Genomic DNA, 25,994 nt, shown 5'->3' with positions numbered 1-25,994 from the left:
AGTTACGGCGGCCATAGCGGCAGGGAAACACCCGGTCCCATCCCGAACCCGGAAGTTAAGCCTGCCAGCGCCGATGGTACTGCAACCGCGAGGATGTGGGAGAGTAGGACGCCGCCGGACAAACATTGGCTCAGGGCCAGCACGTCACGTGCTGGCCCTGAGTGCTTTTTGGTCCCATCGGCTCGATCTCGGACCGTTGATTCTCCACAGCCGAGGGTGCGCGGCGGCTTCTCCACAGGCGTCGTCGTCAGGAGCGCGTCCAGGCGGGCCGATTCCGGATGATGTTCGTGAAGGGCGAGCCGCGGGGCTGGCCCGACGAGCTCATCGGGAGGTGCGGGCCATGACGGTCGAGCAGGACACGGGTGCGGCCAATGCGGTGCTGCTGACGGGTCGGGTGGCGGCGGACCCGGAGGAACGAGTGTTGCCGAGCGGTGATCGGCTGTGGACCTGCCGCGTCATCGTGCCGCGGGCCGACGTTCGCGTGCTCGCATCGGGCCGGAAGGGTCCGTCGGTCGACGTGGTCGATCTGGCCGGCTGGTCGGCGAGGGTGCGGCGGTCCATGCGCGGTTGGCGCGCCGGTGACGTGGTCGGTGTGGAGGGTGCGTTGCGACGCCGGTTCTACCGCGCCGGCGGGCAGACGGCCTCGCGGATGGAGGTCGAGGTCACGACGGCTCGGGTGCTACGTCGCGCAGTGAACGGATGAGCACCCCGAGGCTGGGCTTGGGCTGGAAGGACGTGGCCTTCTCGGGAAGCAGTCGATCGGCCTCGGCGACCCGGAGCACCAGCTCGACCGACGGCGCCGGCATCAGCACGGCGATGGCATCAGAGCGGGCGCCGCCGAGGGCGTCGTCGACCGTGTGGTGGTAGGCGATGGCGGTGGGGCCGTGAGGCAGAGCCGGGACGATCCGGCGATGGAGCGCCTCGACGGCGGCCTCGTCGGGCCCGATGCCGAGTCCCACGACGGCCCAACGCTCACCGTCGGTTGCGGCGAGGCGTGCGGACGAGAGCGCCTGGACGGCGTCGGCCTGGGGCTGCTCGCGGTACTCGAGGCCGAGCGTCTCCGCGGCGTCGCGGAGGTCCGCCAATGACGTGCCACTGAGCGTGCGGTGGATGGGCCCGAGGAAGAGCGGCGTGTCGGCCTGGTCGACGAGCATGGCCAGGCCGAGGTCGGTCGGGCGGGGACCGGTCGGGGCACCCACGCGACGTCGCTGGAGCCGGAGGTAGGCCGCGTAGCGGTGATGCCCGTCGGCGATGAGGGCCCGACCATCGGCCAGCTCGGTGGCGATGGCTGCCAGAGTGGTGGGGGAGCGCTCGGCCCAGATCCGATGCTCCTGACCGCCACGGTCGGTGAAGGCGTGGTCCGGATCGCGACGGGCTACCGCGGCGAGTATGTCGCGCAGACGCCGGCCGCCCTGGTGGACGAGCAGGATCGGAGCCGGGTTGAGCTGCATCTCGTCCATCCGGTCGGCGAGCTCGTCGGCCTGGGCGGGATGGATGCCCTCATGCGGCAGCACGGCGCGGTCCTCGGGCCGGGCGGCGCGCCGGGAGACGTCGAGGGCGCCGACGAGACCGCGGACCGTCATCCCGTTGGCGCTGTACTCGTGCAGGTAGAGCGCCGGCTCCGTGTCCGCGGTGAGCAGGCCACGTGACTGCCAGCGCTGGAGGCGGGCGGAGACATCCTTGTACGGGCGGGCGAAGGCGCGCCCGGTGGTCGGGTTGCCGACCCGGGCGGGGGCCAGCATGAGGGCAGGGAACGGCTCGAGACGCAGCGGGCCCGCGACGTACGGCGGGGTCACCAGGGCGGTCGCGTCCATCAGGGCATCGTACGGAGCCTGTGGTGGGGGCGGATGGCAAGGTGGTCCCGTGTTGCTCACCTCCACCACACCCCTGGCCGCGACCTACGACCTGGCGATGCTGGACCTGGACGGGGTCGTCTACATCGGCCAGCATGCGGTCACCGGTGCCGCCGAACATCTGGCCCGGGCCCGCGACGCGGGGATGCGGATCGCCTTCATCACCAACAACGCCTCCCGGTCGGCAGGGGTGGTCGCCGAGCACCTGCGTGAGCTCGGCGTGCCCGCGGCGGAGGGCGACGTGGTCACCAGCGCGCAGGCGGCGGCGCGGCTCCTCGTGGAGCGGTTCGGTCCGGGGGCCCGGGTGGTGTGTCTGGGCGGTCCCGGCCTGCGGGCCGCGCTCGATGAGGTGGAGCTGGTCGCCGTCGACGGGGACGCCGACGCGGTGGCGGTGGTCAGCGGGTACGGTCCCGACCTGCTGTGGCGCGACATCATGCAGGCGGCGGTGCGGATCAGGGACGGGCTCCCGTGGCTGGCGAGCAACACCGACCACGCCATCCCGACCGCCTACGGCGTGGCGCCGGGGCACGGAGTGCTGGTGGACATGATGCAGCGGTTCACCGGGATGACGCCGCAGGTGGCCGGGAAGCCGGAGCGGCCCCTGCTCGACGAGACCGTGCGTCGGGTCGGCGGCCGGCGGCCACTGATGGTCGGCGACCGGCTGGACACCGACATCGAGGGCGCGCGCAACGCCGGCGTGGACTCGCTGCTCGTGCTGACGGGCGTGACCGGTCTCCCCGAGCTGGTCGCCGCGGACCCGGCGGAGCGCCCGACCTACATCGCTCCGGACCTCGGTGGTCTCACGGTGCCGCACGAGGCGCCGGAGTCCGTCGAGGGACAGGGCTGGCGCCTGGGCGCCTGGACCGGACGGGTCGCGGCCGGCCGGCTGGAGCTGGATCGGTCCGGCGCGCACGCGTCGGCCGCCGACTGGTGGCGGGTGGCCGCGGTGACGGCCTGGGACCACCGGGACCGGACCGGACGGGCGCCGGACATCACGACGGCACGGGTCCCCGAACCCGGCCCGGGGGCGCGGTAGCCTCACGTCATGACCGAGGTAGGTGTTCCAGCGCCCACGCCGACCGGGATCGATGCCGTCGACCGAGTGCTCGACCTCGTAGCGGGGCTGGACGGGCGTCCGATCGAGGAGCACGCCGGCGTGCTGGAGGAGGCGCACGGCGAGCTCCGGCGCGCCCTCGACAGCCCGCCCGCCGGCCCCGCCACACCGTAGTGCCGCCGCGCCGACTGCGCCTCGACGCGGAGCTGGTCCGCCGCGGGCTGGCGCCGTCCCGAGAGCGCGCCGCACAGCTGATCGCCGACGGCCGGGTCAAGGTGGCGGGCGCCGTCGCCTCCAAGCCCGCGACCGGCGTCACCACCGATGTCGCCATCGTGGTGCGCGAGGGCGAGCACGGACCCGACTACGTCTCGCGGGGCGCGCACAAGCTGGTGGGCGCACTGGCCGCGTTCACCCCACGGGGTCTGCGGGTCGACGGGCGGCGCTGCCTCGACGCGGGCGCCTCGACGGGCGGGTTCACCGACGTCCTGCTCCGCTCCGGCGCGGCGGAGGTCGTGGCGGTCGACGTGGGCTACGGCCAGCTGGACTGGTCCCTCCAGCAGCACGAGCGCGTGGTCGTCCACGACCGGACCAACGTCCGCACGCTCACGACCGAGGACATCGGCGGACCGGTCGACCTCGTCGTCGGTGACCTGTCGTTCATCTCCCTCACCCTGGTGCTCGACGCCCTCCTCGGCGTCACCCGGCCGGATGGCGATCTGGCCCTGATGGTGAAGCCGCAGTTCGAGGTCGGCAAGGACCGGCTCGGCAAGGGCGGCGTGGTCCGGGACCCCGAACTGTGGGTCGAGACGGTGCTGGGTGTGGCGCACGCGGCCGCGGAGCGTGGCTGGGGGGGCCGCGCGGTGACAGTGAGCCCGTTGCCGGGGCCGTCGGGCAACGTGGAGTTCTTCCTGTGGCTGCGGCACGGACCTGCGGAACTGGACGACGCGTCCATCGCGGAGGTCGTCCGCCGCGGGACGTCGGCGCCGGATGAGAGGGTGAGCCCATGACGTCCGTGACCGACGAGACTCCACGCCGGGTGCTCGTGCTCGCCCACACCGGGCGCAGCGAGGCCCGCGACGTCGCACGAGCATTCGTCAAGGAGCTGACCGGGCACGGCATCGTCGTCCGGCTGCTGCGTCACGAGGCCGACGAGCTCGACCTGGCGCCGCAGGACTACGAGCCGTCGGTCGAGCTGACGGACTCCGAGTCCGACGCGAGCCACGGCTGCGAGCTCACCGTGGTGATCGGCGGCGACGGCAGCATCCTGCGCGCCGCCGAGGTGACCCATCAGCGGTCGACCCCGGTCCTGGGCGTCAACCTCGGCCACGTCGGGTTCCTCGCCGAGGCCGAGCACGAGGACGTCGCGGCGACGATCGACGCGATCATCGACCAGCGCTACACCATCGAGGACCGGCTCACCCTGGACGTCAAGGCGTACGTCGAGGGTAGACTCGTCTACTCGACGTTCGCGGTCAACGAGGCCAGCGTCGAGAAGGCCGCCCGCGAGCGGATGCTGGAGGTGGTCGTCGAGATCGACGACCGACCACTGTCGCGCTGGGGCTGCGACGGCGTCGTGTGCGCGACGCCGACCGGTTCGACGGCCTACAACTTCAGCGCCGGCGGGCCGATCGTGTGGCCGCAGGTCGAGGCGCTGTGCATCGTGCCGCTGAGCGCCCATGCGCTGTTCGCCCGCCCCGTGGTGGTCGCGCCGTCGTCGGTCATCGCGATCGAGGTGCTCGAAGGCAACCAGGGCTCCGGCGTCCTCTGGTGCGACGGCAGGCGCAGCGTCGACCTGCCGCTCGGCGCACGGATCGAGGTCAGCCGCGGGCAGCGCCCGGTCCGCCTGGTGCGGCTGCACTCGGCACCGTTCACCGACCGGCTGGTCGCGAAGTTCGGTCTGTCCGTCGAGGGCTGGCGCGGCGCCGCGGCGGAGCGCCGCCTGCGGCAGAGCGAGGCGGCGGCGACGGCGACGGGAGAGACCCCGTGATCGAGGAGATCCGGATCAGCTCGCTCGGGGTCATCGACTCCTCGACGCTCGAGCTCGGCCCGGGTCTCACGGTCATCACCGGTGAGACCGGCGCCGGCAAGACCATGGTCGTCACGGCGCTCGGCCTGCTGCTGGGCGGCCGTGCCGACAGCGGCGCGGTCCGCGCCGGCGCCAAGCAGGCGCGGGTGGAGGGGCTCGTCTCGGCCACCGCGCTGCCCGGCCTGGTCGCCGCGGTCGAGGAGGCCGGCGGGGAGGCCGAGGACGACGGGATCGTGCTGGCCCGCAACGTGAGCGCGGAGGGCCGCTCCCGCGCGTTCGCCGGCGGAGCCGCGGTTCCGGTCGCCACCCTGGCCGCGCTCGCCGAGCCGCTCGTCGCGGTGCACGGCCAGTCCGACCAGCATCGGCTGCTGAAGGCGCAGACCCAGCGTCACGCGCTCGACCGGTTCGGCGCCCTGGAGGAGCTGCACGCCCAGTACGTCAGCCTCCACGACCGGCTCGTCGCCACCGAGCGCGAGCTGGCGGAGGTGGCGGCGACCGCCCGCGAGCGGGCGCGGGAGGCCGACCTGCTGCGGTTCGGTGTCGACGAGATCGCCGCCGTGGCACCCCAGCCCGGCGAGGACGCGGAGCTGGCAGCGGAGGAGGCGCGCCTGGGGCATGCCGACACCCTGCGTGGGGCCGCCGAGCAGGCCCGGGAGGTGCTCTCCAGCGAGGACGGCTCGCCCGATGCCCTCGCGGCAGTGGCCGCCGCGCGCGGCCTCCTCGACGGTGTCCGTGGCCACGACGCCGAGGCGGGCGCCCTCGCCGACCGGGCCGCCGAGGTGAGCTACCTGCTCTCCGACGTCGCCGCCGACGTGGCGTCGTACGCCTCCCGGATCGACACCGACCCGACCCGTCTGGCAGCCGTGTCCGAACGACGGGCCGCGTTGACCGCCCTGACCCGCAAGTACGGCGACACGATCGACGAGGTGCTGGCCTGGGCCGAGCAGTCGGCGCTGCGGCTGCTGGACCTCGACTCGACCGACGACCGGATCAAGGAGCTGACCGCCGAGGCGACCAGACTCCGGGCCGACCTGGCGACGGCGGGCAGCAGCCTCAGCGAGGCGCGGGTGAAGGCCGCGAGTCGGCTGGGGACCGCGGTCTCCGACGAGCTGACCCTGCTGGCGATGCCCCATGCCGTGGTGACCATCCGGGTCACGCCGCGCGCCACCGAGGCGCCGAGCGATCCCGAGCATCCGCCTGCGGACGTGCTGCGGGTGGGGAAGCGCTGGGTCCGGTTCGGTCGCAGCGGACTCGACGAGGTCGAGTTCCTGCTCGCCGCCAACACCGGCTCCGAGCCCCGTCCCCTCCACAAGGGCGCCTCCGGCGGCGAGCTCTCGCGGGTCATGCTCGCGGTCGAGGTCTGCCTGGCGGGCACGAGTCCGGTGCCGACGTTCGTGTTCGACGAGGTCGACTCGGGTGTCGGTGGCGCCGCGGCGGTCGAGATCGGCCGTCGCCTGTCCACGCTGGCCGGCCAGGCCCAGGTCCTCGTCGTGACCCACCTGCCGCAGGTCGCGGCGTTCGCCGACCGCCACGTCCTGGTCGAGAAGTCCAGCGACGGGTCGGTCACCAGCTCGGGCCTGGTCACCCTCGACGACACCGGCCGCGAGCGCGAGCTGTCCCGCATGCTGGCGGGCCTCGCCGAGTCCGACACCGCCCTGGCCCACGCTCGGGAACTTCTCGAACTCGCACGAAACGCCCCGCGGGCACGGTGAAACGCCCGGGCATGACGTAGGATGGAATCCCGTGAACATGGCGCCGGGTAAGCAGGCAAAGCACGTCTTCGTCACCGGAGGTGTCGCCTCCTCGTTGGGCAAGGGACTCACGGCCTCCAGCCTCGGCCGGCTGCTGCGCTCGCGCGGTCTGCGGGTCACGATGCAGAAGCTCGATCCGTACCTCAACGTCGACCCCGGGACGATGAACCCGTTCCAGCACGGCGAGGTGTTCGTCACCAACGACGGCGCGGAGACCGATCTCGACATCGGCCACTACGAGCGCTTCCTGGACACCGATCTCAACCAGATCGCCAATGTCACCACCGGGCAGGTCTACTCCTCGGTGATCGCCAAGGAGCGCAAGGGCGAGTACCTCGGCGACACGGTCCAGGTGATCCCGCACATCACCAACGAGATCAAGGACCGGATCCTCGCCATGGGCCGCGGCCCCGACAACACAGCGCCGGTCGCTCCTGTTGATGTCGTGATCACCGAGATCGGCGGCACCGTCGGTGACATCGAGTCGCTGCCCTTCCTCGAGGCCGCGCGTCAGGTGCGCCACGACATCGGACGCGACAACGTCTTCTTCCTGCACGTCTCGCTGGTGCCCTTCATCGGCCCCTCGGGTGAGCTCAAGACCAAGCCCACCCAGCACTCGGTCGCCGCACTGCGCCAGGTCGGCATCCAGCCCGACGCCGTCGTGTGCCGCGCCGACCGGGAGCTGCCGGAGAGCATCAAGCGGAAGATCTCCCTGATGTGCGACGTCGACCAGGAGGCGGTCGTAACCGCCGCCGACGCGCCGTCCATCTACGACATCCCCAAGGTGCTGCACCGCCAGGGTCTCGACGCCTATGTCGTACGCCGGCTCAACCTGCCGTTCCGCGACGTCGACTGGACGGTCTGGGACGACCTGCTCCGCCGGGTGCACCACCCGAAGGAGGACGTCACCATCGCCCTGGTGGGCAAGTACATCGACCTGCACGACGCCTACCTGTCGGTGACCGAGGCGCTGCGTGCCGGTGGCTTCGCGCACGAGGCGAAGGTCCACATCCGGTGGGTCGCCTCCGACGAGTGCGAGACACCCGCCGGCGCGATGAAGCACCTCTCCGACGTCGACGCGATCTGTGTTCCCGGCGGCTTCGGCATCCGCGGCCTCGAGGGCAAGCTCGGTGCGCTCACCTACGCCCGCACCCACGGCATCCCGACGTTGGGGCTGTGCCTGGGCCTGCAGTCGATGGTGATCGAGTACGCCCGCACCGAGCTCGGGCTCACGAAGGCCGGGTCGACCGAGTTCGATCCCGACACCCCCGAGCCGGTCATCGCCACGATGGAGGAGCAGAAGTCCATCGTCGAGGGGGCCGGTGACCTGGGCGGCACCATGCGGCTCGGCCTCTACCCGGCCCATCTCGAGCCCGGCACGATCGCGCGCGAGGTCTACGGCGCCGAGGTGATCGAGGAGCGGCACCGCCACCGCTACGAGGTCAACAACGCCTACCGGGCACAGCTCGAGGAGGCCGGTCTGGTGTTCTCCGGGCTCAACGCCGAGCTCGACCTGGTCGAGTTCGTCGAGCTGCCGCGCGACGTGCACCCCTACTACATCGGCACCCAGGCGCACCCGGAGCTGCGCTCGCGGCCGACCCGTCCCCACCCGCTGTTCGCCGGCCTGATCGGCGCCGCCATCGAGCGGCAGCGCGAGACCCGGCTCGAGATCGACGACTCCAACCTGCACGCCGAGCCCGCCGACGACCAGTGAGTGTGCTACGGGACGTCCCCGAGTCCTGGCCGGTGGAGGACAGCGCCGACCTCCACCGCGACGACTGGGTCGTGGCCTTCCGCTCGGACCGGATCCGGCGCCCCGGCGCCGACGACGAGGAGCCGTTCCGGCGGCTCGTCCTCGAGCACCCGGGAGCGGCCGTCGTCCTGGCGATCGACGAAGACGACCGGGTGCTCTGCCTGCGGCAGTACCGGCACCCGGCGCAGTACCGGCTGGTCGAGCTGCCCGCGGGCGTGATCGACCACCCCGGGGAGGACCCGGAGGAGGTCGCCCGGCGCGAGCTGCGCGAGGAGGCGGCGCTGGCGGCCGAGCGCTGGACCCATCTGCTGTCGACGCTCAGCTCGCCCGGCTACTCCGCCGAGCGCATCCACTACTACCTCGCCGAGGGCCTCTCGCCGGCCGACCGGGGCGACTTCGTGCTGCGGCACGAGGAGGCGGACCTGGAGACGTTCTGGGTGCCCTTCCCCGACCTGGTCGACGCTATCCTCGCCGGCGACGTCACCGACGGTCCGGTCGTCCAGGCGGTCCTGGCGTGCCAAGTGCTGCGGGACCGGAGCCCGCGGGCGTAGATTGCCCGGTATGCGCATCGGCGTGCCGAAGGAAGTCAAGAACCACGAGTACCGGGTGGCGATCACGCCGATCGGCGTCCACGAGCTGGTCGCCCACGGTCACGAGGTCGTGGTCCAGACCGGCGCCGGTGAGGGCTCGTCGATCGACGACGCCGAGTACGTCGCCGCGGGGGCCGCGATCCTGCCGGACGCGGACGCGGTGTGGAGCTCGGCCGAGATGGTCCTGAAGGTCAAGGAGCCCATCGCCGAGGAGTATGCGCGGATGCGGGAGGGGCAGGTGCTCTTCACCTACCTCCACCTCGCGGCCGACAAGACGCTCACCGAGGAGCTGATCGCGCGCAAGATCACCGCGATCGCCTACGAGACGGTGCAACTGCCCTCCGGTGCGCTGCCGCTGCTGTACCCGATGTCCGAGGTCGCGGGCTGTCTGGCGCCTCAGGTCGGCGCCTACGCGCTGATGAGGGCCCAGGGCGGGCGTGGGGTGCTGATGGGCGGGGTCGGTGGTGTCGCCAACGCCAAGGTCGTCGTGATCGGCGCCGGTGTCGCGGGCCAGAACGCCGCGAACATCGCGCTCGGCATGGGGGCGGACGTGACGCTGCTCGACACCGACCTGGACAAGCTGCGGATGTCGTTCTGGCGCTACAACAACCGCGTCCACGGGCTGGCGTCGTCGAGACTGGCGATCGAGCAGCAGGTGATGGAGGCGGACCTGGTCATCGGTGCGGTGCTGATCCCGGGGGCGGCGGCGCCGAAGCTGGTGTCCAACGAGCTGGTGTCGCGGATGAAGCCGGGCTCGGTCCTGGTCGACATCGCGGTCGACCAGGGCGGCTGCTTCGAGGACACACATCCGACGACGCACGCCGATCCGACGTACCGGGTGCACGGCTCGACCTTCTACTGCGTGGCGAACATGCCGGGCGCGGTGCCGACCACGTCCACCTACGCGCTGACGAACGCGACGCTCCCGTACGCCGTCGCGCTGGCCGACAAGGGCTGGCGTGAGGCGTGTCGCGCCGATCCGAGCCTGGCGTCGGGCATCAACACCCATGCCGGCGAGCTGACCAACGGCCCGGTCGGCGAGGCCACCGGCATCGCGTCGGTCCCGATGGCCGAGGCGCTAGCCTGACCGCGTGAGTGGCGCAGGGGCGGTGGACCGGGCGGTCCGTACGTACCTGGACCACCTGACGGTCGAGAAGGGCCTGGCGCCGAACACGCTGACGTCGTACCGCCGTGACCTGCGTCGGTACCGCGCCCACCTCGCCGCGGCCGGCATCGACTCGCTCGACGCCGTCACCGAGGCAACGGTGGTCGACTTCCTCGTCCGGCTGCGCGAAGGCGATGCGGACCATCCGCCACTGAGCGCGGCCAGCGCCGCGCGCACGGTGGTCGCGGTGCGGGGCTTCCACAGGTTCGCCGTCGCCGACGGGCTGGCGCAGGCCGACCCGGCGGCTGCCGTGAAGCCGCCGAGTCCCGCCAAGCGGCTCCCCAAGGCGCTGCCGCTCGGCGACGTCGAGGCGATCCTCGAGGCGGCCGGTGCCCCCGACACCCCCCTCGCACTGCGTGACCGCGCCCTGCTGGAGCTCCTCTACGGCACCGGGGCGCGGATCTCGGAGGCGGTCGGCCTCGACGTGGACGACGTCAGCCACCTCGCCGAGCCGGGACTCGACCCGGCCGACGCGACCCTGCTGCTGCGCGGCAAGGGCGGCAAGGAGCGGATGGTGCCGGTCGGCTCCTACGCGCGGGCCGCGCTGGCGGCGTACCTCGTCCGGGGACGCTCGGCGCTGGTCGGGGTCTCGACCGGCTCGACCAGCAGTGCGGCGCTGTTCCTCAACGCCCGCGGCGGCCGGCTCTCGCGCCAGTCGGCGTGGGCGGTGCTGGTCAAGGCCGCCGAGCGCGCCGGGGTGACGCGCGACGTCTCGCCCCACACGCTGCGCCACTCGTTCGCCACCCACCTGCTCGACGGTGGCGCCGACGTCCGCGTGGTCCAGGAGCTGCTCGGGCATGCGTCGGTCACGACGACGCAGGTCTACACGCTCGTCACCGTCGACAACCTGCGTGAGGTCTTCGCCACCGCGCACCCGAGGGCCCGCCATGGCTGACGCCTACGACCGCATCCTGGAGCATGCCGAGAGCCAGGGGCTCACGCTCTACCCGCACCAGGAGGACGCGATCCTGGCGCTGCTCTCCGGCGACAACGTCGTGCTGGCCACGCCGACCGGCTCGGGCAAGTCGCTGGTCGCGATGGCCGCCGCGATGGGCGCACTCGCCGAGGACCGGGTCACCTTCTACACCGCGCCGATCAAGGCGCTGGTGAGTGAGAAGTTCTTCGACCTGGTCGAGATCTTCGGTGCCACCGACGTCGGCATGCTCACCGGCGACGTCGCGGTCAACGCCGACGCCCCGATCATCTGCTGCACCGCCGAGGTGCTCGCAAACATCGCCCTGCGGGAGGGCAGCGCCGCCGATGTGGGCATGGTGGTGATGGACGAGTTCCACTTCTACGGCGAGCCCGGTCGCGGCTGGGCCTGGCAGGTGCCGCTGATCGAGCTGCCGCAGGCACAGTTCCTGCTCATGTCGGCCACCCTCGGCGACACGACCGAGCTGGCGGCGGACCTGACCCGCCGCAACGGTCGCGAGACGTCGGTCGTCGACGACGCCGAGCGTCCGGTGCCGCTGGACTTCTCGTGGTCCCTGGAGCCGATGGGGGACAGGCTCGCGGAGCTCGTGACCACCGGCCAGGGGCCGGTGTACGTCGTCCACTTCACCCAGGCCGCGGCAGTCGAGCACGCGGTGTCGCTGCTGAGCGGACCCGGCCGGCTCGACGTGGTCCTGCCGAAGGACCGAAAGGAGCAGATCGCCGATCGGATCGCCGGAGTCCGGTTCGCCGCCGGCTTCGGCAAGACCCTCAACAAGCTGCTGCGACAGGGGATCGGCGTCCACCACGCCGGCATGCTCCCCCGCTACCGCCGCCTCGTGGAGCAGCTCGCCCAGGCCGGGCTGCTGACCGTCATCTGCGGCACCGACACGCTCGGCGTCGGCATCAACGTGCCGATCCGCACGGTGCTCTTCACCGGGCTCGCGAAGTTCGACGGCAGCCGGCAGCGGGTGCTGCGCACGCGGGAGTTCCTGCAGATCGCCGGCCGGGCAGGACGCGCGGGCTTCGACACGGCCGGGTATGTCGTCGTCCAGGCGCCTGAGCACATCATCGAGAACGAGAAGGCGAAGGCCAAGGCGGCCGCCAAGAACGCCGCGATGAGCGCCGAGAAGCAGGCGAAGCGGGGCTCGAAGGCCCAGCTCAAGAAGCCGCCGCCAGGCACTGTGGTGTGGACCGAGCAGACCTTCGAGAAGCTGGTGGCCGGCAAGCCGGACCCGCTGAAGTCGCAGATGAAGGTCGACAACGCCATGCTGGTCAACGTGCTCTCCCGCGAGGAGGACGCGTTCCCGGTCCTGCGGCGGCTGCTGATGGACAACCACGAGGAGCGGCGCGGCCAGCTGCGGCTGGCGAAACGGGCGGTCCGGCTGGCCCGCAGCCTGGTCACCTCCGAGGTGCTGACCCGGCTCGACCAGGTCGACGGGTTCGGGCGGCGCTATGTGCTCACCGAGGCGCTGCCCGAGGACTTCGCGCTCAACCAGCCGCTGTCGCACTTCGCGCTCGCCGTGCTCGACGTGCTCGATCCCGACAGCGACACGTTCACGCTCGACGTGGTCTCGGTCGTCGAGGCGACCCTGGAGGCGCCCCGGCCGCTGCTGATGGCGCAGCGCCATGCCGCGCGGGGTGACGCGATCGCGGCGCTCAAGGCCGACGGCGTCGAGTACGACGAGCGGATGGCTCTCATCGAGGACATCACCTGGCCCGAGCCGCTGAGCGACCTGCTCGAGCCGCTCTTCGAGACGTACCGCGAGCGGCACCCGTGGCTCGCGCCCGACGCGCTGGCGCCGAAGGCGGTCGTGCGTCAGATGTGGGAGCAGGGCATGGGGTTCACCGACCTCGTCTCCCGCTACCAGGTGGCCCGTTCCGAGGGCCTGGTGCTGCGCTACCTCACCGACGCCTACCGTGCGCTGCGCCAGAGCGTGCCGGCGGCATACCGGACCGACGAGCTGGACCTCCTCGCCGACTGGCTGGGGGAGACGATCCGGCAGGTCGACTCCTCGCTCCTCGACGAGTGGGAGGCGCTCAACGACCCCGACCACGCCTCGACGGCGGTCAGCCACCACGAGCCCCCACCGCCGCCGCGGCCCCTCAGCCAGCAGGGCCGGGTGTTCGAGGTCATGGTCCGCAACGCGCTGTGGCGCCGGGTCGAGCTGGTCGCCCGCGACGACGTGGCGAACCTGGCGGCGTTGGACACCGCCGCGGACGCTGACAGGGGCGGTGACGAGTCCGACTGGGGCAGTGCCGAGTGGGACCAGGCGATCGAGGACTACTACGCCGAGCACGACCGGCTGCTCACCGACGCCGACGCGCGCGGTCCGGTGCTGCTGAGCGTGGAGAAGGGGGCTGATCGGTGGCGGGTGACGCAGACGCTGCACGACCCGGACGGCAACCACGACTGGGTGATCCGCGCCGAGGTCGACCTCGCGGCCAGCGACGAGGCCGGCGAGGCCGTCGTCCGGACCCTCGAGATGGTGAGCCTGAGCGGCCCCTCCTGAGCGCCCCCTGAGTGCCCTCCTGAGTGATTGTCGGCGCGCCTCCCGAATGTCGCTGTGTCGACATTGTTGGATGGAGGAGTCCCGGGCTCTGGGGAAGGAGCCCGCAACCACTCCAGACAAAAGGTGAGGGCGATGGCCGGCTTCTACGGAGGATCCAGTGCACCCGACATGCCGCCGCGGATGCCGATCCCGGCGCCCGGCAGTGACGTACCACTCGGCACGGAGGACGCGGCCGTGACGAGCGAGGCGGCGCGCGAGGACGCCATGACCCTGCAGTTCCCGCTGCCTGAGCAGCGGGTTGTGGAGAGCGCCGCCGGGCGTGCCGCCGTGCAGACGGTCACCGGCGAGACCGGCCCGACCGGTCGCCCGATGCCGGTCCTGCCCGACCCCCGGCCGGTCACCGAGCACGGCAACGCCCGCGTGATCTCGATGTGCAACCAGAAGGGCGGCGTCGGCAAGACCACGACGACCATCAACCTGGGCGCGGCGCTCGCCGAGTACGGCCGCAAGGTGCTGCTCGTCGACTTCGACCCGCAGGGCTCGCTGTCGGTGGGGCTCGGCCTCAACCCGCACGAGATGGACAGCACGGTCTACAACCTGCTCATGGACCCCGAGGCCACGCTCGACGAGGTCGTCGTACCGTCCGGCGTGCCCGGCATGGACCTGCTGCCGTCCAATATCGACCTGTCGGCCGCCGAGGTGCAGCTGGTCCACGAGGTCGCCCGCGAGCAGACGCTGCAGCGCGTCCTCGCGCCGGCGATCGAGAAGTACGACGTCATCCTCATCGACTGCCAGCCGTCGCTCGGCCTGCTGACGGTCAACGCGCTCACCGCGTCCGACGGCGTGATCGTTCCGCTGGAGTGCGAGTACTTCGCGCTGCGCGGCGTCGCGCTGCTCAAGGCGACGATCGACAAGGTCAAGCAGCGCCTCAACCCGGGCCTGGAGGTCGACGGCGTCCTCGGCACCATGTACGACGGCCGCACCCTGCACGGGCGCGAGGTGCTCGAGCGCCTGGTGCAGGCCTGGGGCGATCAGGTCTTCCACACCGTCATCCGCCGCACCGTGAAGTTCTCCGACTCCACCGTCGCGGGTGAGCCGATCACGTCGTACGCCTCGGGGTCGAGCGGGGCGGAGGCCTACCGCCAGCTCGCGAAGGAGGTGGCCGCCCGGTGTCTCGACGTGTGAGCATGCCGGCCGCGGACGACCTGTTCCGGCCGACCGCCGAATCGGCAGGGCCGGCGGTCCGCGCGGTCCCGGACCCGCCGGCCGACGTCCCCGAGCAGCCCCAGAAGGGTCCGAGCGGCCGGGTCCGGCACGACGAGAAGATCACCGTCTACGTCACCGCGGCGGAGCTGATGGAGCTGGAGAGGGCCCGGCTCACGCTGCGCGGGGAGCACGGCATGGCGGTCGACCGCGGCCGTCTGGTCCGCGAGGCGCTGCACCTGGTCCTGGGCGAGCTCGAGTCCGAGGGGGAGGGCTCCGCGCTGGTCAGGCGCCTGCGTGAGTCATGATGCAGGCGTGAGCAGCCAGGACGGGGTCGAGGGCGGCTTCGCCGTCCACCTGGCGAACTTCGAGGGTCCGTTCGACCTGCTGCTGAGCCTGATCTCCAAGCACAAGCTCGACATCACCGAGATCGCGCTCTCGCAGGTCACCGACGAGTTCATCGCCCACATCAAGCAACTCCCCGACCTCGGCGACACGGGCCTCGAGGAGACCACGTCCTTCCTGCTGGTCGCCGCCACCCTGCTCGACCTCAAGGCCGCCCGGCTGCTGCCGGCCGGCGACGTGGAGGACGAGGAGGACCTCGCCCTGTTGGAGGCGCGGGACCTGCTGTTCGCGCGGCTGCTGCAGTACAAGGCCTACAAGCAGGTCGCTGCGGTGTTCGACGCCCGGCTGCAGGCCGAGTCGCGGCGCTTCCCGCGGGCCGTCGGGATCGAGGAGAGGTTCGCGGCGCTGCTGCCCGAGGTGCTGATCGGCATCGGGCTCGACCAGTTCGCCGCGCTCGCGGCCAAGGCGATGACACCGAAGCCGGAGCTGCAGCTGACCCTGCACCACATCCACGCCCCCACGGTCAGCGTGCGGGAGCAGGCCGCGATCGTGGTCGACCGGCTGCGGCGCAGCGGCACGCTCACCTTCCGGGCCCTGTGCGGCGACTCGCCCGACACGCTGACGACCGTGGCGCGGTTCCTGTCGTTGCTGGAGCTGTTCCGCGAGGGTGCGGTGGCCTTCGACCAGGTGACCCCACTGGGCGAGCTCACCGTCCGCTGGACCGGCGACGAGGCGGTCGACGTCGAGGACCTGATCACCGACGAGTTCGACGGGGTGGCGCCGGCCGACGAGCCGCCCCCGGAGGAGAATCCGAGCGATGACTGAACAGACCGACGTGCCCACCGACGAGGCGCTGCCCGTCCCCCTCGCCGAGCTCCGCCCGGCCCTGGAGGCGGTGCTCATGGTGGCCGACCAACCCCTCGACGCGGTCTCGCTGGCCACGGCGGTCGGCTACCCGCAACCCCAGGTCGCCGAGGCGCTGTCCATGCTGGCCGCCGAGTACGACGAGCAGCGCCGCGGCTTCGAGCTGCGCAATGTCGCGGGCGGATGGCGCTACTACACGCGCGAGGAGTTCGCTCCCGTCGTCGAGGCCTTCGTGCTGGAGGGCCAGCAGGCCCGGCTCACCCAGGCCGCGCTGGAGACGCTCGCCGTCGTCGCCTACCAGCAGCCGGTCTCGCGGGCCCGCGTGTCCGCGGTGCGCGGGGTCAACGTCGACGGTGTGATGCGGACCCTGATCAGTCGTGGTCTGGTCGAGGAGGCCGGCCGCGACGGCGAGCACGGTGCCACGCTGTACCGCACGACGTCGTACTTCCTGGAGCGGATCGGCATCGTGTCCCTCGACGAGCTGCCCGACCTGGCACCGCATCTGCCGGACCTCGCCGACGTCGAGGAGGAGCTGGCGCCGACGTCGGAGCCGGAGGAGGAGCCCGCCGATGACGCGTGACATCGCCGTCGACGACGACGGCCAGATCCGTCTGCAGAAGCTGCTCGCCCAGTCCGGCGTCGCCTCCCGGCGTCGCTGCGAGGAGCTGATGCTCGCGGGCGAGGTCGAGGTGGACGGCGAGATCGTCACCCGGCTCGGCACCAAGGTCGACCCGCGCGCGGCGGTCATCAAGGTGTCCGGCAAGCGGCTGCCCCCGATCTCCGACCACGTCTACCTCGTGCTCAACAAGCCACGTGGCGTCGTCTCCACGATGTCCGACCCGCAGGGACGACCCACCTTGACGGACGTGGTCGCGAGCTGGCGGCCGGGCGACGAGGCTCTCCGGCTGTTCCACGTGGGACGCCTCGACACCGACACCTCGGGCCTGCTGCTGCTCACCAACGACGGTGACTTCGCGCACCGGATGGCACACCCCTCGTTCGAGGTCGAGAAGACGTACGTCGCCGAGGTGGCCGGTCGGCTCGCCAAGGGCACCGTCGCGGACCTGCTCGCCGGCGTCACGCTCGACGACGGACCGGTCGAGGTCCGCCGGGCCCGCGTCATCGACACCTCCGCCGACAAGTCGATCATCGAGCTGGTCATCCACGAGGGCCGCAACCGGATCGTGCGGCGGCTGCTCGACCAGGTGGGGCACCCGGTGCGCCAGCTGAGCCGGACGAGGTTCGGTCCGATCGAGCTCGGCACGCTGCGGAGCGGCGCGCTGCGGGAGCTGTCCGACGACGAGCTGGGCCAGCTGCTGGAGCTGGTCGGTCTCTAGACCTACGGTGGGTGGGGTGATCCCGGTTCCACCGGTGCCCGCCTCGCTCCGGAAGTACGTCGTCGCATGGATCCCGTACGACGTCGACTTCGGGGCGCCCGGCACCCACCGCGGACTGCCATCGACGACGCTCACCCTGGTGCTGCCGCTCGACGACCCGCTGCGGGTCTCCTGGGCGGGCCGGCCGGCCACCCTGCACGCGGCGTGGGGCTCGCTGTCGGGGCTGCACACCGAACCGGCCACCATCCACCACGACGGCTCCCAGCGCGGCGTGCAGCTGGCGTTGACCCTCGAAGGCGCGCGGGTGCTCCTCGGCCGCCCGGCCGCGGACCTGTCGGGGGCGCTGACCGACCTCGACCAGGCCGCCGTACCGCCGACCCTGCGAGAGCTGCCCGAACGGCTGCACGGGGTCCCCACCTGGGCGGGACGGGTGGCGCTCGTCGACCGCACCCTCGCCCGGCTGGCCGCGCGCGGGGGAGACCCGGAGCCGCGGGCCGAGGTCGCGCACGCCCTCGCACTGCTGACTGCCGGGACCCGGGTGGCGGACGTCGCGGACGCGGTCGGCTACAGCCGGCGGCGGCTGGGCACGCTCGTCCGGGTGGAGTGCGGGCTGGCGCCGAAGGCGTTCCAGCGCGTGGCGCGCCTCGAGGCAGCGCGCAGGGTGCTCGGGCGACGGCCGCTGGCGGAGGTCGCCGCGGCCTGCGGGTACGCCGACCAGGCGCACCTCGCGCGGGAGTGGAGTGCGCTGGCGGGATGCACGCCGACGACATGGCTGCGCGAGGAGTTCCCGTTCGTTCAAGACCACGGCAACGACGAGGGGCAGGCTCAGGGGCATGAACACTGATGCAGCAGCAGTCCGGCTCTGGCCGGCGATGCAGTTCCGAGACGTCGACGCGATGACCGCGTGGCTGCGGGCGATCGGCTTCACCGAGCACGCCACCCACCGCGACGAGGCCGGCACCGTGGTCCACGCCGAGTGGCTCTGGCCCGGTGGCGGTGGGCTGATGTTCGGCGCCGTGCGTCCCGAGAGCCCGCTCCAGCCGGCCGGGTCCGGCGCGGTGTACCTGGTGACCGACGACCCCGACTCCGTGTTCGACGCCGCCGTCGCCGGGGGCGCGAGCATCGAGCGGGCGATGGTCGACCAGGACTACGGCGGTCGCGGCGGCAGTGTCCGCGATCCCGAGGGCAACCACTGGTCGTTCGGGTCCTACCAGCCGGGCGCGGAGGCCATCCCCTAACCTGTCCTGCGTGTCAGAGACGAGTGTGCTCACGGGCCCGGTCGAGATCGTCGGGACCGGCCTGATCGGCACCTCGATCGCGCTGGCCTGTCGCCGGGCCGGCCTCGACGTGCTGCTCACCGACACCACCCCGGACCACGTGCGGACCGCGTCCGGCCTCGGCGCCGGCCGGCCCCGTACGGAGCAGGACGTGCCCCAGCTCGTGGTGGTCGCCGTACCTCCGGACGCCCTGGGCGCCGTCCTCACCCAGGTCCTCGACGACGCCGGGCCGGACACCGTCGTCACCGACGTCGGCAGCGTCAAGTCCGGCCCGCTGGCCGCCGTCGCCGGGCATCCGGCGGCGAGCAGGTACGTCGGCAGCCACCCGATGGCGGGCACCGAGCACTCCGGGCCGCTCTCGGCGAGTGGTGAGCTGTTCGACGGGCGTCCCTGGGCGCTCACGCCGGGACCGGGGGTCTCCCCGGCCGCGACCCGGGTGGTGGAGGCGCTGGCCGTGGTCTGCGGCGCGGTGCCGGTCCACCTGAGCCCCGTCGAGCACGACCGGGCCGTGGCCCGGACCTCGCACGTGCCGCACCTGATGGCCTCGCTCGTCGCCGGGACCCTCGCGGGCGCGTCACCGGACCACCTCGCCCTGTCGGGCACCGGCGTGCGCGACGTCACCCGCGTCGCGGGTGGGGACCCTCGTCTCTACAGCCAGATCATCAGCGGGAACGCGACCGCCGTCGCGGCGCTCCTCGCCGAGATCCGCGACCGCCTCGACCTCGCGCTCGAGGCCGTCGTCGGCGGCGACCGGGTCGGCCTGGAGTCGCTGCTGGCCTATGGCCAGGCCGGCACCCGTGCGATTCCCGGCAAGCACGGTGCGGCACCGCAGCCGATGGAGGCGGTCCGCGTGGCCCTGCCCGACCAGCCGGGCGGCCTGGCTCGGCTCTTCGCCGACGCCGGCGACAGCGGGGTCAACATCGAGGACGTGCGGATCGACCACGACCCCGGCCGACCCGTCGGCCAGGTCGAGCTCGACGTCGTCGCCGACCGCGCGGATGAGCTGCGCGCGGCGCTGGAAGCACGGGGCTGGACCACCCACCGGTAGGGTGCAGGCCGTGAACGAGCCGGTGAACGTCCCCGTCAGTGTGGTTGTCGCCGTGGACGGGACCTCCGGCTCGGGCAAGTCCAGCACCTGCCGCGCGGTCGCCGACCGGCTCGGTCTGCGCTATCTCGACACCGGCGCGCAGTACCGCGCGATCACCTGGTGGATGCTCGACCACGACATCGACGTGCACGACGCGGCCGCCGTCGCGGCGCGTGCCGGCGAGCCGGTGCTCGTCTCCGGGACCGACCCGCTCGCGCCCACCATCACCGTCGACGGGGTCGACGTGTCGGTCGAGATCCGCAGCGACGTGGTCAACGGCGCGGTCTCGCCGGTCAGCGCGGTCCCCGAGGTACGCACCCGGCTGGTCGAGCTCCAGCGGGAGCTGATCGCCCCCTCTGACGGGCCCCGTGGCGGCATCGTCGTCGAGGGCCGCGACATCGGCTCCGTGGTCTGGCCGCAGGCCGAGCTGAAGGTCTACCTCACCGCCGACCCGGCCGCCCGCGCCGCTCGCCGGGCCCTGGAGAACGGCGGCGCCGACGTCACCGCGACCCAGGAGTCCCTGCTCGCCCGCGACAGGATCGACTCGGGCCGGGCGGTCGCTCCGCTGACCATGGCCGACGGCGCGGTCCACGTCGACTCCACCGAGCTGAGCCTGGACGAGGTCGTGGACGTGGTGGTGGGCCTGGTGATGGAGCGCGTGTGAGCGCGCACAGGGCCCCACGGCCCGCTCGCCGGCTCCTCGTCGGGGGAAGACCCACGGCACGGTGGCTGATCCGGCGCCGCTGGGACGTCCGTGTACGCCACGCCGAGCGGTTCCCGGCGACGGGACCGGCCGTCGTCGCGGCCAACCACATCGGGTTCGTCGACGGCCCGCTGATGGCGATCTTCGCGCCCCGGCCGGTGCACGCGCTGACCAAGATCGAGATGTTCAAGGGGCCCCTCGGGCCGTTCCTGCGGGCATCGGGGCAGATCCCGCTCGATCGCGACCACACCGACCCGGGCGCGGTACGGATCGCGCTGCGGGTGCTCCACGAGGGGGACGCGGTCGGGGTCTTCCCCGAGGGGACGCGGGGTCCGGGGGACCTCGAGACCTTCCGCGGAGGGGCGGCGTACCTGGCGCTGGTGACCGGGGCGCCCGTCGTCCCCCTGACCTTCCTGGGGTCCCGCGACCCGGGCGGCTCGAGCGGCTCGCTGCCGCGCAAGCGGGCCCGGATCGACATCGTGGTGGGGGAGCCCTACGTCGTCGATGCGGTGCCCTGGCCCCGGACGCGGGAGAATGTCCGTCTGACCTCGGCCGCGCTGCGCGATCACATGCAGCAGCAGCTGGCCGTTGCCCTGGACGAGACGGGGCGGAGCCTACCGGGCCCGCTCCCGCAAGGAGAGCGTGATGAGTGAAGACACCCCGACCGGGGTGGTCCCGGTGCTGGCCGTCGTCGGTCGCCCGAACGTCGGCAAGTCGACCCTGGTGAACCGGATCCTCGGCCGCCGTGAGGCGGTCGTCGAGGACGTCCCCGGCGTGACCCGGGACCGGGTCTCGTACGACGCCGAGTGGGCCGGGCGGGCGTTCACGCTCGTCGACACCGGCGGCTGGGACCCCGACGCCCGCGGCATGGCCGAGCGGATCAAGATGCAGGCCGAGGTCGCCGTCACCCTCGCCGACGCCGTGCTCTTCGTCGTCGACGCGTCTGTGGGCATCACCGACGCCGACGAGGCCGTGGTCCGGGTGCTGCGCAAGTCCGGCAAGCCGGTCGTGCTCGCCGCCAACAAGGTCGACGACGAGCGCGCCGAGGCGGAGGCCTACGGCCTGTGGAACCTCGGCCTCGGTGAGCCGTTCGTCGTCTCCGCCCTGCACGGCCGCGGCTCCGGGGACCTGCTCGACGCCGTCCTCGAGGTGCTGCCGGTGGCGCCCGACCGGGTGGGGGAGGAGATCGGCGGACCCCGCCGGATCGCCATCGTCGGTCGGCCCAACGTCGGCAAGTCCTCGCTGCTCAACAAGCTCGCCGGCGAGGAGCGCGTGGTCGTCGACAATGTCGCCGGCACGACGGTCGACCCGGTCGACGAGCTGGTCTCGCTGGGCGGGCGGGAGTGGCGGTTCATCGACACCGCCGGCATCCGCAAGCGGGTCAAGGAGGCCTCGGGTCACGAGTACTACGCGTGGCTGCGGACCTCGACGGCCATCGAGCGCGCCGAGGTGTGCGTGCTCGTGCTCGCCGGCAACGAGTCCATCGCCGAGCAGGACATGCGGATCCTCCAGGAGGTGCGCGAGGCCGGCAAGGCGCTCGTGATCGCCTTCAACAAGTGGGACCTCGTCGACGCCGAGCGCCGCTACTACCTCGACCGCGAGATCGACCGTGACCTCGTGCAGGTGCAGTGGGCGCCGCGGATCAACATCACCGCGAAGACCGGCTGGCACGTCGACCGGCTGGTGCCTGCTCTCGACCGCGCCATCGAGGGCTGGGAGACCCGGATCTCCACCGGTGCCCTCAACGCCTTCCTCGGCCGGATCGTCGCCGAGCACCCGCACCCGGTGCGCGGCGGCAAGCAGCCGCGGATCCTGTTCGGGAGCCAGGTGCAGAGCGCGCCGCCGGTGTTCAAGCTGTTCACCACCGGCAAGCTCGACCAGGGCTACGAGCGGTTCATCGAGCGCCGGCTGCGCGAGGAGTTCGGGTTCGTCGGCACGCCGATCGAGATCAAGGTGCAGCCGCGGGAGAAGCGCGCGCGCAGGTAGGCCGGTTGTTGCGGTTTGGTCCCAAACCGCAACAATTCGGGTCCCGGGCATGCGGTCTCTGCCCAATCGAGGGGGCCGCCGCTTGCCATGTTCGAACAAATGTTCGAATATGGCGGAGTGAGCGTCCGCCCCCTCGAGATCGACGACCCCCGCGCGGTCGTGGACCAGCTGCGCGGGCGGATCGCCGCCCTCGAGGGCGGTCCGACCCGGCTGCACGTGCCGGTCCTGCCGGTGCTGGCCGGGCTGGTCCAGCTGCGCACCGGCGGGGTCTACGGCGTCGACTCGGCGACCCTCGGCATGACCCTGGCCGCCGGTGCCTCGCAGGCCGGGGAGTGGGTCGGCTTCGCCGGCTGGGACGACTTCGGCGCCGAGGCCGCCCAGCAGCGGGGGATCGTGCTCGGGCGCACGGTCCTGGTGCCGGCGCCCGGGGAGCACTGGCTCGAGGTGACGGCGGCCCTGGTCGACGTACTCAAGGTCGTGGTGCTGCGCCCGCCCGGTGGCGTCGACGCCACGTCCGCCTCGCTCCTCGAAGCCCGGCTGCGGGCCCGGTCGGCGGTGCTCGTGGTGCAGGGGGAGTGGCCGCGCTGCGAGGCGCGGATCAGTGCCGAGCAGGTCGCCTGGGACGGGATCGGCCAGGGCCGCGGCCGGCTGCGCGAGCGTCGGACGACGCTCGTCGCACGCGGTGGTGGGCGGATGCCTGCTCGCGTGGACGTGGTGCTGTGATGCGGACGATGGTCCTGTGGTGCCCGGACTGGTCGGTCACCGCAGGCATGCTGGAACTGGCCGACTCCAGCGCGGGAGCGGGAGCGGGACCGGACGTCGACGCGGCGGCCCCGGCCGTCGTGCTCGCCAACAACGTGGTGGTCGTGTGCAACGCCGCCGCCAGGGCCGAGGGCGTACGCCGCGGGCAGCGGCGCCGAGACGCCCAGGCGCGCTGCCCCGACGTGGTACTGCTCGCGGCCAACCCCGACCGGGACGCCCGGTGGTTCGAGCCGGTGCTGGCGGTGGTCGAGGAGGTGCGGCCGGGAGTGGCGCCCCTGCGACCCGGACTGCTCGCTGTCCCCGCTCCGGGGCGCTACTTCGCTCGCGGTGGGCTCGACGGGGAGGAGGCCGCGGCCGCGGTGCTCGCCGAGCGCCTCGTGCGGGCGGGGGTGTGGGACAGCCGGTTCGGGGCTGCCGACGACCTCTACACCGCCGAGCGGGCCGCCCGGCAGGCGTCGCCGCAGGCCTGCCTGTCGATCTCCTCGGGAGGCTCGGGTGAGTTCCTGCGCGGCCTGCCGGTCACCGTCCTGGCCGACGACGGACCGGAGGGTGCCGAGCTCGCCGGCCTGCTGCGCCGGCTCGGGCTGATGCTGCTCGCCGACTTCGCCCGGCTCGGGGCGGGCGAGGTCGCCAACCGGTTCGGCAGCTACGGCACCGACGTGTGGCGGCGGGTGCAGGGCCGGGAGACGACCCGCCTCGCCTCCCGCACGCCACCGCCCGAGCTGGCCTGCGAGATCTCATTCGAGCCGCCGCTCGAGTCCGCCGAGGCGGTCACCTTCAGCGTCCGCACCACCGCCGAGCGGTTCGTCGTCGGGCTGGCCGACCGGCAGCTGGTGGCGACGTCGGTGCGGATCGAGGCGGAGTTCGAGGAGGGCGTCTCCACCCGGACCTGGCTGCACCCGCGCTGCTTCACCTCCCGCGACCTGGTCGACCGGGTGCACTGGCAGCTCCAGGCCGGGATGGCGTCCTCGGGGCTGCGCAGCCGCAAGTCCACCGGGGAGACCATCGCCTCCGCGGTCACCGTCGTCCGCTTCCTGCCCGACGTCGTCGAACCCGCGGGCGACCACGCCGACGGACTGTGGGGCGGAGGTGCCGAGGAGCAGGTGGTGCGCGGCGTCGCCCGGGTCCAGGCGATGGTCGGGTACGACGCCGTCCGGATCCCCGTGCTCCAGGGCGGGCGCGGCGCCGCCGACCGCCAGGCGCTGGTGCCGTGGGGTGAGCGGCCGGTCGGACTGCGTCCCGTCGATCGTCCCTGGCCCGGCCGGATCCCCGGCCCCGCACCGAGCCGGGTCTTCGCCGCGCCCCTTGAAGCGGAGGTCGTCGACGAGGCCGCGGTCCCCGTGGCGGTCACCCCTCGCGGCCTGGTGACCGGCGAGCCGTGGCGGATCCGGATCGATCGGCACTGGTGCCCGATCGCCTCCTGGGCCGGGCCCTGGCCGATCGACGAGGGCTGGTGGCTCGCGTCCGCCGGCTCGTCGGGCGCGGGGTCCGCGGCGGGGCGGGCTGCCCGGTTCCAGGTGGTCGGCGTCGACGGCCGAGCCTGGTTGCTGTGCTGGCGCTCGCCCGGCAGCTGGGAGGTGGAGGCGGCGTACGACTGACGCCGCTTCGCGGGCCCTGTCCTCCTCGCCGTGTGATGGCTACCCTGCAGGAGGAGGGGCGACGTCTGGAGGAACCATGGGACGGACCGGGAAGCCGGCTGACCTCGTCGGGCGCAACCTGCGGGCACTGCACGGCGCACTCGAGCACAGCGTGACCATCCAGATGAGCCGGCTGCAGGGCCTGATGGACGACCTCGTCGCCCGTGGCTCGCTGACCCGGGCCGAGGCCGACAACCTCCTCGGCCAGCTCGTCAGCACCGGCAAGGCCTACTCCCAGGCGCTGCTGCAGGTGCTCGACACCGTCCGCGGCCAGGCGCCCAGGCTGCCTCCGATCCCCACCCAGCTGGTCCCGACCCAGCTCCTCCCGGGACGCCGGAGGCAGGCGGACGATGGGACGCGGGCATCCGACAACGTCGAGGCGCTCGTCGTACCCGATCTCGACCAGCTCACCGTCCCCCAGGTGAAGGCTCGCCTGGCCGAGCTCGGCCAGGCCGACCTGCTGCGGGTCCAGGAGCGTGAGGTGGCCGGCAAGAACCGCAAGGGCGTCCTCGGCGAGATCGACCGGCTGCTGAGGGGCTAGCCGAGCTGACCGGCGAGACGCCGCCGTAGGACGGGTACGCCGTCGCCGGCGAGTTCGTCGAGCACCACCGGCCGCCCGCCGATGGCGAGTGCGAGGGACTCACCGGTGCCGCGCACCTCGGGACCGGATCCTCGTGACCAGTCGAGATCTGTGGCGACGAAGCTGAGCCCCTTGCTGCGCCGGCCCGGGAAGGACAAGGGGTCGGGGTGGTCCAGGGCAAGGCGCAGCCGTTCCTCAGGGATGGTGCGGGCACGACCCAGCGGCCGGCGGATGTCCTGATGATGCACGAGCAGGTCGGCGAACACGATCCGCGGCACCCATCGTGAGAGCGTGCCGGCCTCAGCCTCGAGCTTCTCGACGATGCGGCTGGTCGGCATCGCGCCACCCCGAGCGGCGAGGTCGTTGTTGACGCGGTTCACGCCGAACCCGTGGCGCACCACGATGCCTGCGTAGGTCGACCCCGGAATGCAGTCGTAGAGCAGATGTCCGGCCACCTCGCGCACCCGCCAGCCCGCGCACAGCGACGGCGCGTCCCATTCGTCGACGGACAGGTCGCGCAGGAGGGCGACGAGGTCGCGTCGCTCGGCTGCCAGCAGGGCACGGACGTCCACGATCGT

The 25,994-nt window shown here is 72.6% G+C and carries 27 protein-coding genes and 1 rRNA gene; 26 read left to right on the top strand and 2 right to left on the bottom strand.

From position 1 onward, the window contains the following. The first annotated feature begins 3 nt into the window (after positions 1–3). Positions 4–120, top strand: a 5S ribosomal RNA gene (gene rrf / locus KVF89_RS00590). Positions 121–340: 220 nt separating this feature from the next. Beyond that, a complete protein-coding gene (locus tag KVF89_RS00585; protein ID WP_099081429.1) occupies positions 341–703 on the top strand; it encodes a single-stranded DNA-binding protein in 363 nt (120 codons plus the stop codon). Here KVF89_RS00585 and KVF89_RS00580 read toward each other — a convergent pair. Then, positions 663–1,814 (bottom strand): DUF1015 family protein, encoded by a 1,152-nt coding sequence (locus KVF89_RS00580; protein ID WP_257422550.1) that lies wholly within the window; start codon positions 1,812–1,814, stop codon positions 663–665. The two genes, KVF89_RS00585 and KVF89_RS00580, sit on opposite strands and share 41 nt — an antisense overlap. Before the next feature lie 49 nt (positions 1,815–1,863). On the opposite strand from KVF89_RS00580, the gene KVF89_RS00575 reads away from it, so the two are divergent. The 24 genes from KVF89_RS00575 (at position 1,864) to KVF89_RS00460 (ending at position 25,377) form a co-directional block, all read left to right on the top strand. Continuing rightward, the gene (locus KVF89_RS00575; RefSeq protein WP_257422549.1) at positions 1,864–2,889 is read left to right on the top strand and encodes an HAD-IIA family hydrolase; all 1,026 of its coding nucleotides are present in this window, start codon (positions 1,864–1,866) and stop codon (positions 2,887–2,889) included. 9 nt (positions 2,890–2,898) lie between these two features. Beyond that, a complete protein-coding gene (locus tag KVF89_RS00570) occupies positions 2,899–3,081 on the top strand; it encodes a hypothetical protein (protein ID WP_257422548.1) in 183 nt (60 codons plus the stop codon). Next, positions 3,081–3,914: a TlyA family RNA methyltransferase gene (locus tag KVF89_RS00565; protein ID WP_257422547.1), complete on the top strand. Its 834-nt coding sequence runs from the start codon at positions 3,081–3,083 to the stop codon at positions 3,912–3,914. Before KVF89_RS00570 ends, KVF89_RS00565 begins: the two co-directional genes overlap by 1 nt. Beyond that, positions 3,911–4,894, top strand: a complete 984-nt coding sequence (locus KVF89_RS00560) for an NAD kinase (protein WP_257422546.1) — start codon at positions 3,911–3,913, stop codon at positions 4,892–4,894. Before KVF89_RS00565 ends, KVF89_RS00560 begins: the two co-directional genes overlap by 4 nt. After that, positions 4,891–6,645, top strand: a complete 1,755-nt coding sequence (recN, locus tag KVF89_RS00555) for a DNA repair protein RecN (protein ID WP_257422545.1) — start codon at positions 4,891–4,893, stop codon at positions 6,643–6,645. Before KVF89_RS00560 ends, recN begins: the two co-directional genes overlap by 4 nt. Before the next feature lie 37 nt (positions 6,646–6,682). After that, positions 6,683–8,398, top strand: coding sequence for a CTP synthase (gene pyrG, locus KVF89_RS00550; protein ID WP_257422554.1), 1,716 nt, complete (start codon positions 6,683–6,685; stop codon positions 8,396–8,398). Beyond that, entirely contained in the window at positions 8,395–8,988 is a 594-nt protein-coding gene (locus KVF89_RS00545) for an NUDIX domain-containing protein (protein ID WP_257422544.1), read from the top strand. The genes pyrG and KVF89_RS00545 overlap by 4 nt, the downstream gene beginning before the upstream one ends. A 10-nt stretch (positions 8,989–8,998) precedes the next feature. Further along, positions 8,999–10,114 carry an alanine dehydrogenase gene (ald, locus tag KVF89_RS00540; protein ID WP_257422543.1) on the top strand — a complete coding sequence of 372 codons (1,116 nt, stop codon included), beginning with the start codon at positions 8,999–9,001 and terminating at the stop codon, positions 10,112–10,114. A 4-nt stretch (positions 10,115–10,118) separates the two neighbouring features. Then, positions 10,119–11,087, top strand: a complete 969-nt coding sequence (locus KVF89_RS00535) for a site-specific tyrosine recombinase XerD (protein ID WP_257422542.1) — start codon at positions 10,119–10,121, stop codon at positions 11,085–11,087. Beyond that, positions 11,080–13,635 (top strand): DEAD/DEAH box helicase, encoded by a 2,556-nt coding sequence (locus KVF89_RS00530; RefSeq protein WP_257422541.1) that lies wholly within the window; start codon positions 11,080–11,082, stop codon positions 13,633–13,635. The genes KVF89_RS00535 and KVF89_RS00530 overlap by 8 nt, the downstream gene beginning before the upstream one ends. A gap of 264 nt (positions 13,636–13,899) precedes the next feature. Continuing rightward, positions 13,900–14,820 (top strand): ParA family protein, encoded by a 921-nt coding sequence (locus KVF89_RS00525; RefSeq protein ID WP_443689990.1) that lies wholly within the window; start codon positions 13,900–13,902, stop codon positions 14,818–14,820. Positions 14,821–14,822: 2 nt separating this feature from the next. Then, a complete protein-coding gene (locus tag KVF89_RS00520) occupies positions 14,823–15,146 on the top strand; it encodes a hypothetical protein (RefSeq protein WP_306808829.1) in 324 nt (107 codons plus the stop codon). A gap of 7 nt (positions 15,147–15,153) precedes the next feature. Further along, the gene (locus KVF89_RS00515) at positions 15,154–16,008 is read left to right on the top strand and encodes a segregation and condensation protein A (protein ID WP_257422539.1); all 855 of its coding nucleotides are present in this window, start codon (positions 15,154–15,156) and stop codon (positions 16,006–16,008) included. After that, positions 16,001–16,627: an SMC-Scp complex subunit ScpB gene (scpB, locus tag KVF89_RS00510; RefSeq protein WP_257422538.1), complete on the top strand. Its 627-nt coding sequence runs from the start codon at positions 16,001–16,003 to the stop codon at positions 16,625–16,627. The genes KVF89_RS00515 and scpB overlap by 8 nt, the downstream gene beginning before the upstream one ends. Continuing rightward, on the top strand, positions 16,617–17,384 hold the full coding sequence (locus KVF89_RS00505; protein WP_257422537.1) for a pseudouridine synthase: 768 nt from the start codon (positions 16,617–16,619) through the stop codon (positions 17,382–17,384). The genes scpB and KVF89_RS00505 overlap by 11 nt, the downstream gene beginning before the upstream one ends. A 16-nt stretch (positions 17,385–17,400) precedes the next feature. Next, complete coding sequence (locus KVF89_RS00500; RefSeq protein WP_257422536.1) at positions 17,401–18,228, top strand: helix-turn-helix domain-containing protein; 828 nt, start codon at positions 17,401–17,403, stop codon at positions 18,226–18,228. Further along, entirely contained in the window at positions 18,218–18,622 is a 405-nt protein-coding gene (locus tag KVF89_RS00495) for a VOC family protein (RefSeq protein WP_257422535.1), read from the top strand. The genes KVF89_RS00500 and KVF89_RS00495 overlap by 11 nt, the downstream gene beginning before the upstream one ends. 10 nt (positions 18,623–18,632) lie before the next feature. Beyond that, positions 18,633–19,709 (top strand): prephenate dehydrogenase, encoded by a 1,077-nt coding sequence (locus KVF89_RS00490; protein WP_257422534.1) that lies wholly within the window; start codon positions 18,633–18,635, stop codon positions 19,707–19,709. 10 nt (positions 19,710–19,719) lie between these two features. Beyond that, positions 19,720–20,412, top strand: coding sequence for a (d)CMP kinase (gene cmk / locus KVF89_RS00485; protein ID WP_257422533.1), 693 nt, complete (start codon positions 19,720–19,722; stop codon positions 20,410–20,412). After that, positions 20,409–21,104, top strand: coding sequence for a lysophospholipid acyltransferase family protein (locus tag KVF89_RS00480; RefSeq protein ID WP_257422532.1), 696 nt, complete (start codon positions 20,409–20,411; stop codon positions 21,102–21,104). Before cmk ends, KVF89_RS00480 begins: the two co-directional genes overlap by 4 nt. Beyond that, on the top strand, positions 21,097–22,437 hold the full coding sequence (der, locus tag KVF89_RS00475) for a ribosome biogenesis GTPase Der (protein WP_257422531.1): 1,341 nt from the start codon (positions 21,097–21,099) through the stop codon (positions 22,435–22,437). The genes KVF89_RS00480 and der overlap by 8 nt, the downstream gene beginning before the upstream one ends. Before the next feature lie 117 nt (positions 22,438–22,554). After that, positions 22,555–23,160, top strand: coding sequence for a DnaE2-dependent mutagenesis accessory factor ImuA' (gene imuA' / locus KVF89_RS00470; RefSeq protein WP_257422530.1), 606 nt, complete (start codon positions 22,555–22,557; stop codon positions 23,158–23,160). Continuing rightward, positions 23,160–24,797, top strand: a complete 1,638-nt coding sequence (locus tag KVF89_RS00465; protein ID WP_257422529.1) for a Y-family DNA polymerase — start codon at positions 23,160–23,162, stop codon at positions 24,795–24,797. The genes imuA' and KVF89_RS00465 overlap by 1 nt, the downstream gene beginning before the upstream one ends. Before the next feature lie 76 nt (positions 24,798–24,873). After that, positions 24,874–25,377: a hypothetical protein gene (locus KVF89_RS00460; RefSeq protein ID WP_257422528.1), complete on the top strand. Its 504-nt coding sequence runs from the start codon at positions 24,874–24,876 to the stop codon at positions 25,375–25,377. On the opposite strand, the gene KVF89_RS00455 is transcribed toward KVF89_RS00460, so the two are convergent. Next, complete coding sequence (locus KVF89_RS00455) at positions 25,374–25,988, bottom strand: maleylpyruvate isomerase family mycothiol-dependent enzyme (protein WP_257422527.1); 615 nt, start codon at positions 25,986–25,988, stop codon at positions 25,374–25,376. The two genes, KVF89_RS00460 and KVF89_RS00455, sit on opposite strands and share 4 nt — an antisense overlap. Positions 25,989–25,994 lie beyond the last annotated feature (6 nt).

This window comes from Nocardioides carbamazepini, assembly GCF_024614185.1.
GTDB lineage: Bacteria > Actinomycetota > Actinomycetes > Propionibacteriales > Nocardioidaceae > Nocardioides > Nocardioides carbamazepini.
The sequence above is the reverse complement of the archived record's forward strand: the minus strand, read 5'-3'. Positions and strand labels throughout refer to the sequence as shown.

Coding starts and splice junctions, on each gene's coding strand:
- KVF89_RS00585 (WP_099081429.1), top strand. CDS start 341: ATGACGGTCGAGCAGGACACGGGTGCGGCCAATGCGGTGCTGCTGACG.
- KVF89_RS00580 (WP_257422550.1), bottom strand. CDS start 1,814: ATGGACGCGACCGCCCTGGTGACCCCGCCGTACGTCGCGGGCCCGCTG.
- KVF89_RS00570 (WP_257422548.1), top strand. CDS start 2,899: ATGACCGAGGTAGGTGTTCCAGCGCCCACGCCGACCGGGATCGATGCC.
- KVF89_RS00560 (WP_257422546.1), top strand. CDS start 3,911: ATGACGTCCGTGACCGACGAGACTCCACGCCGGGTGCTCGTGCTCGCC.
- pyrG (WP_257422554.1), top strand. CDS start 6,683: ATGGCGCCGGGTAAGCAGGCAAAGCACGTCTTCGTCACCGGAGGTGTC.
- ald (WP_257422543.1), top strand. CDS start 8,999: ATGCGCATCGGCGTGCCGAAGGAAGTCAAGAACCACGAGTACCGGGTG.
- KVF89_RS00530 (WP_257422541.1), top strand. CDS start 11,080: ATGGCTGACGCCTACGACCGCATCCTGGAGCATGCCGAGAGCCAGGGG.
- KVF89_RS00525 (WP_443689990.1), top strand. CDS start 13,900: ATGACCCTGCAGTTCCCGCTGCCTGAGCAGCGGGTTGTGGAGAGCGCC.
- KVF89_RS00520 (WP_306808829.1), top strand. CDS start 14,823: ATGCCGGCCGCGGACGACCTGTTCCGGCCGACCGCCGAATCGGCAGGG.
- scpB (WP_257422538.1), top strand. CDS start 16,001: ATGACTGAACAGACCGACGTGCCCACCGACGAGGCGCTGCCCGTCCCC.
- KVF89_RS00505 (WP_257422537.1), top strand. CDS start 16,617: ATGACGCGTGACATCGCCGTCGACGACGACGGCCAGATCCGTCTGCAG.
- KVF89_RS00495 (WP_257422535.1), top strand. CDS start 18,218: ATGAACACTGATGCAGCAGCAGTCCGGCTCTGGCCGGCGATGCAGTTC.
- der (WP_257422531.1), top strand. CDS start 21,097: ATGAGTGAAGACACCCCGACCGGGGTGGTCCCGGTGCTGGCCGTCGTC.
- KVF89_RS00465 (WP_257422529.1), top strand. CDS start 23,160: ATGCGGACGATGGTCCTGTGGTGCCCGGACTGGTCGGTCACCGCAGGC.
- KVF89_RS00460 (WP_257422528.1), top strand. CDS start 24,874: ATGGGACGGACCGGGAAGCCGGCTGACCTCGTCGGGCGCAACCTGCGG.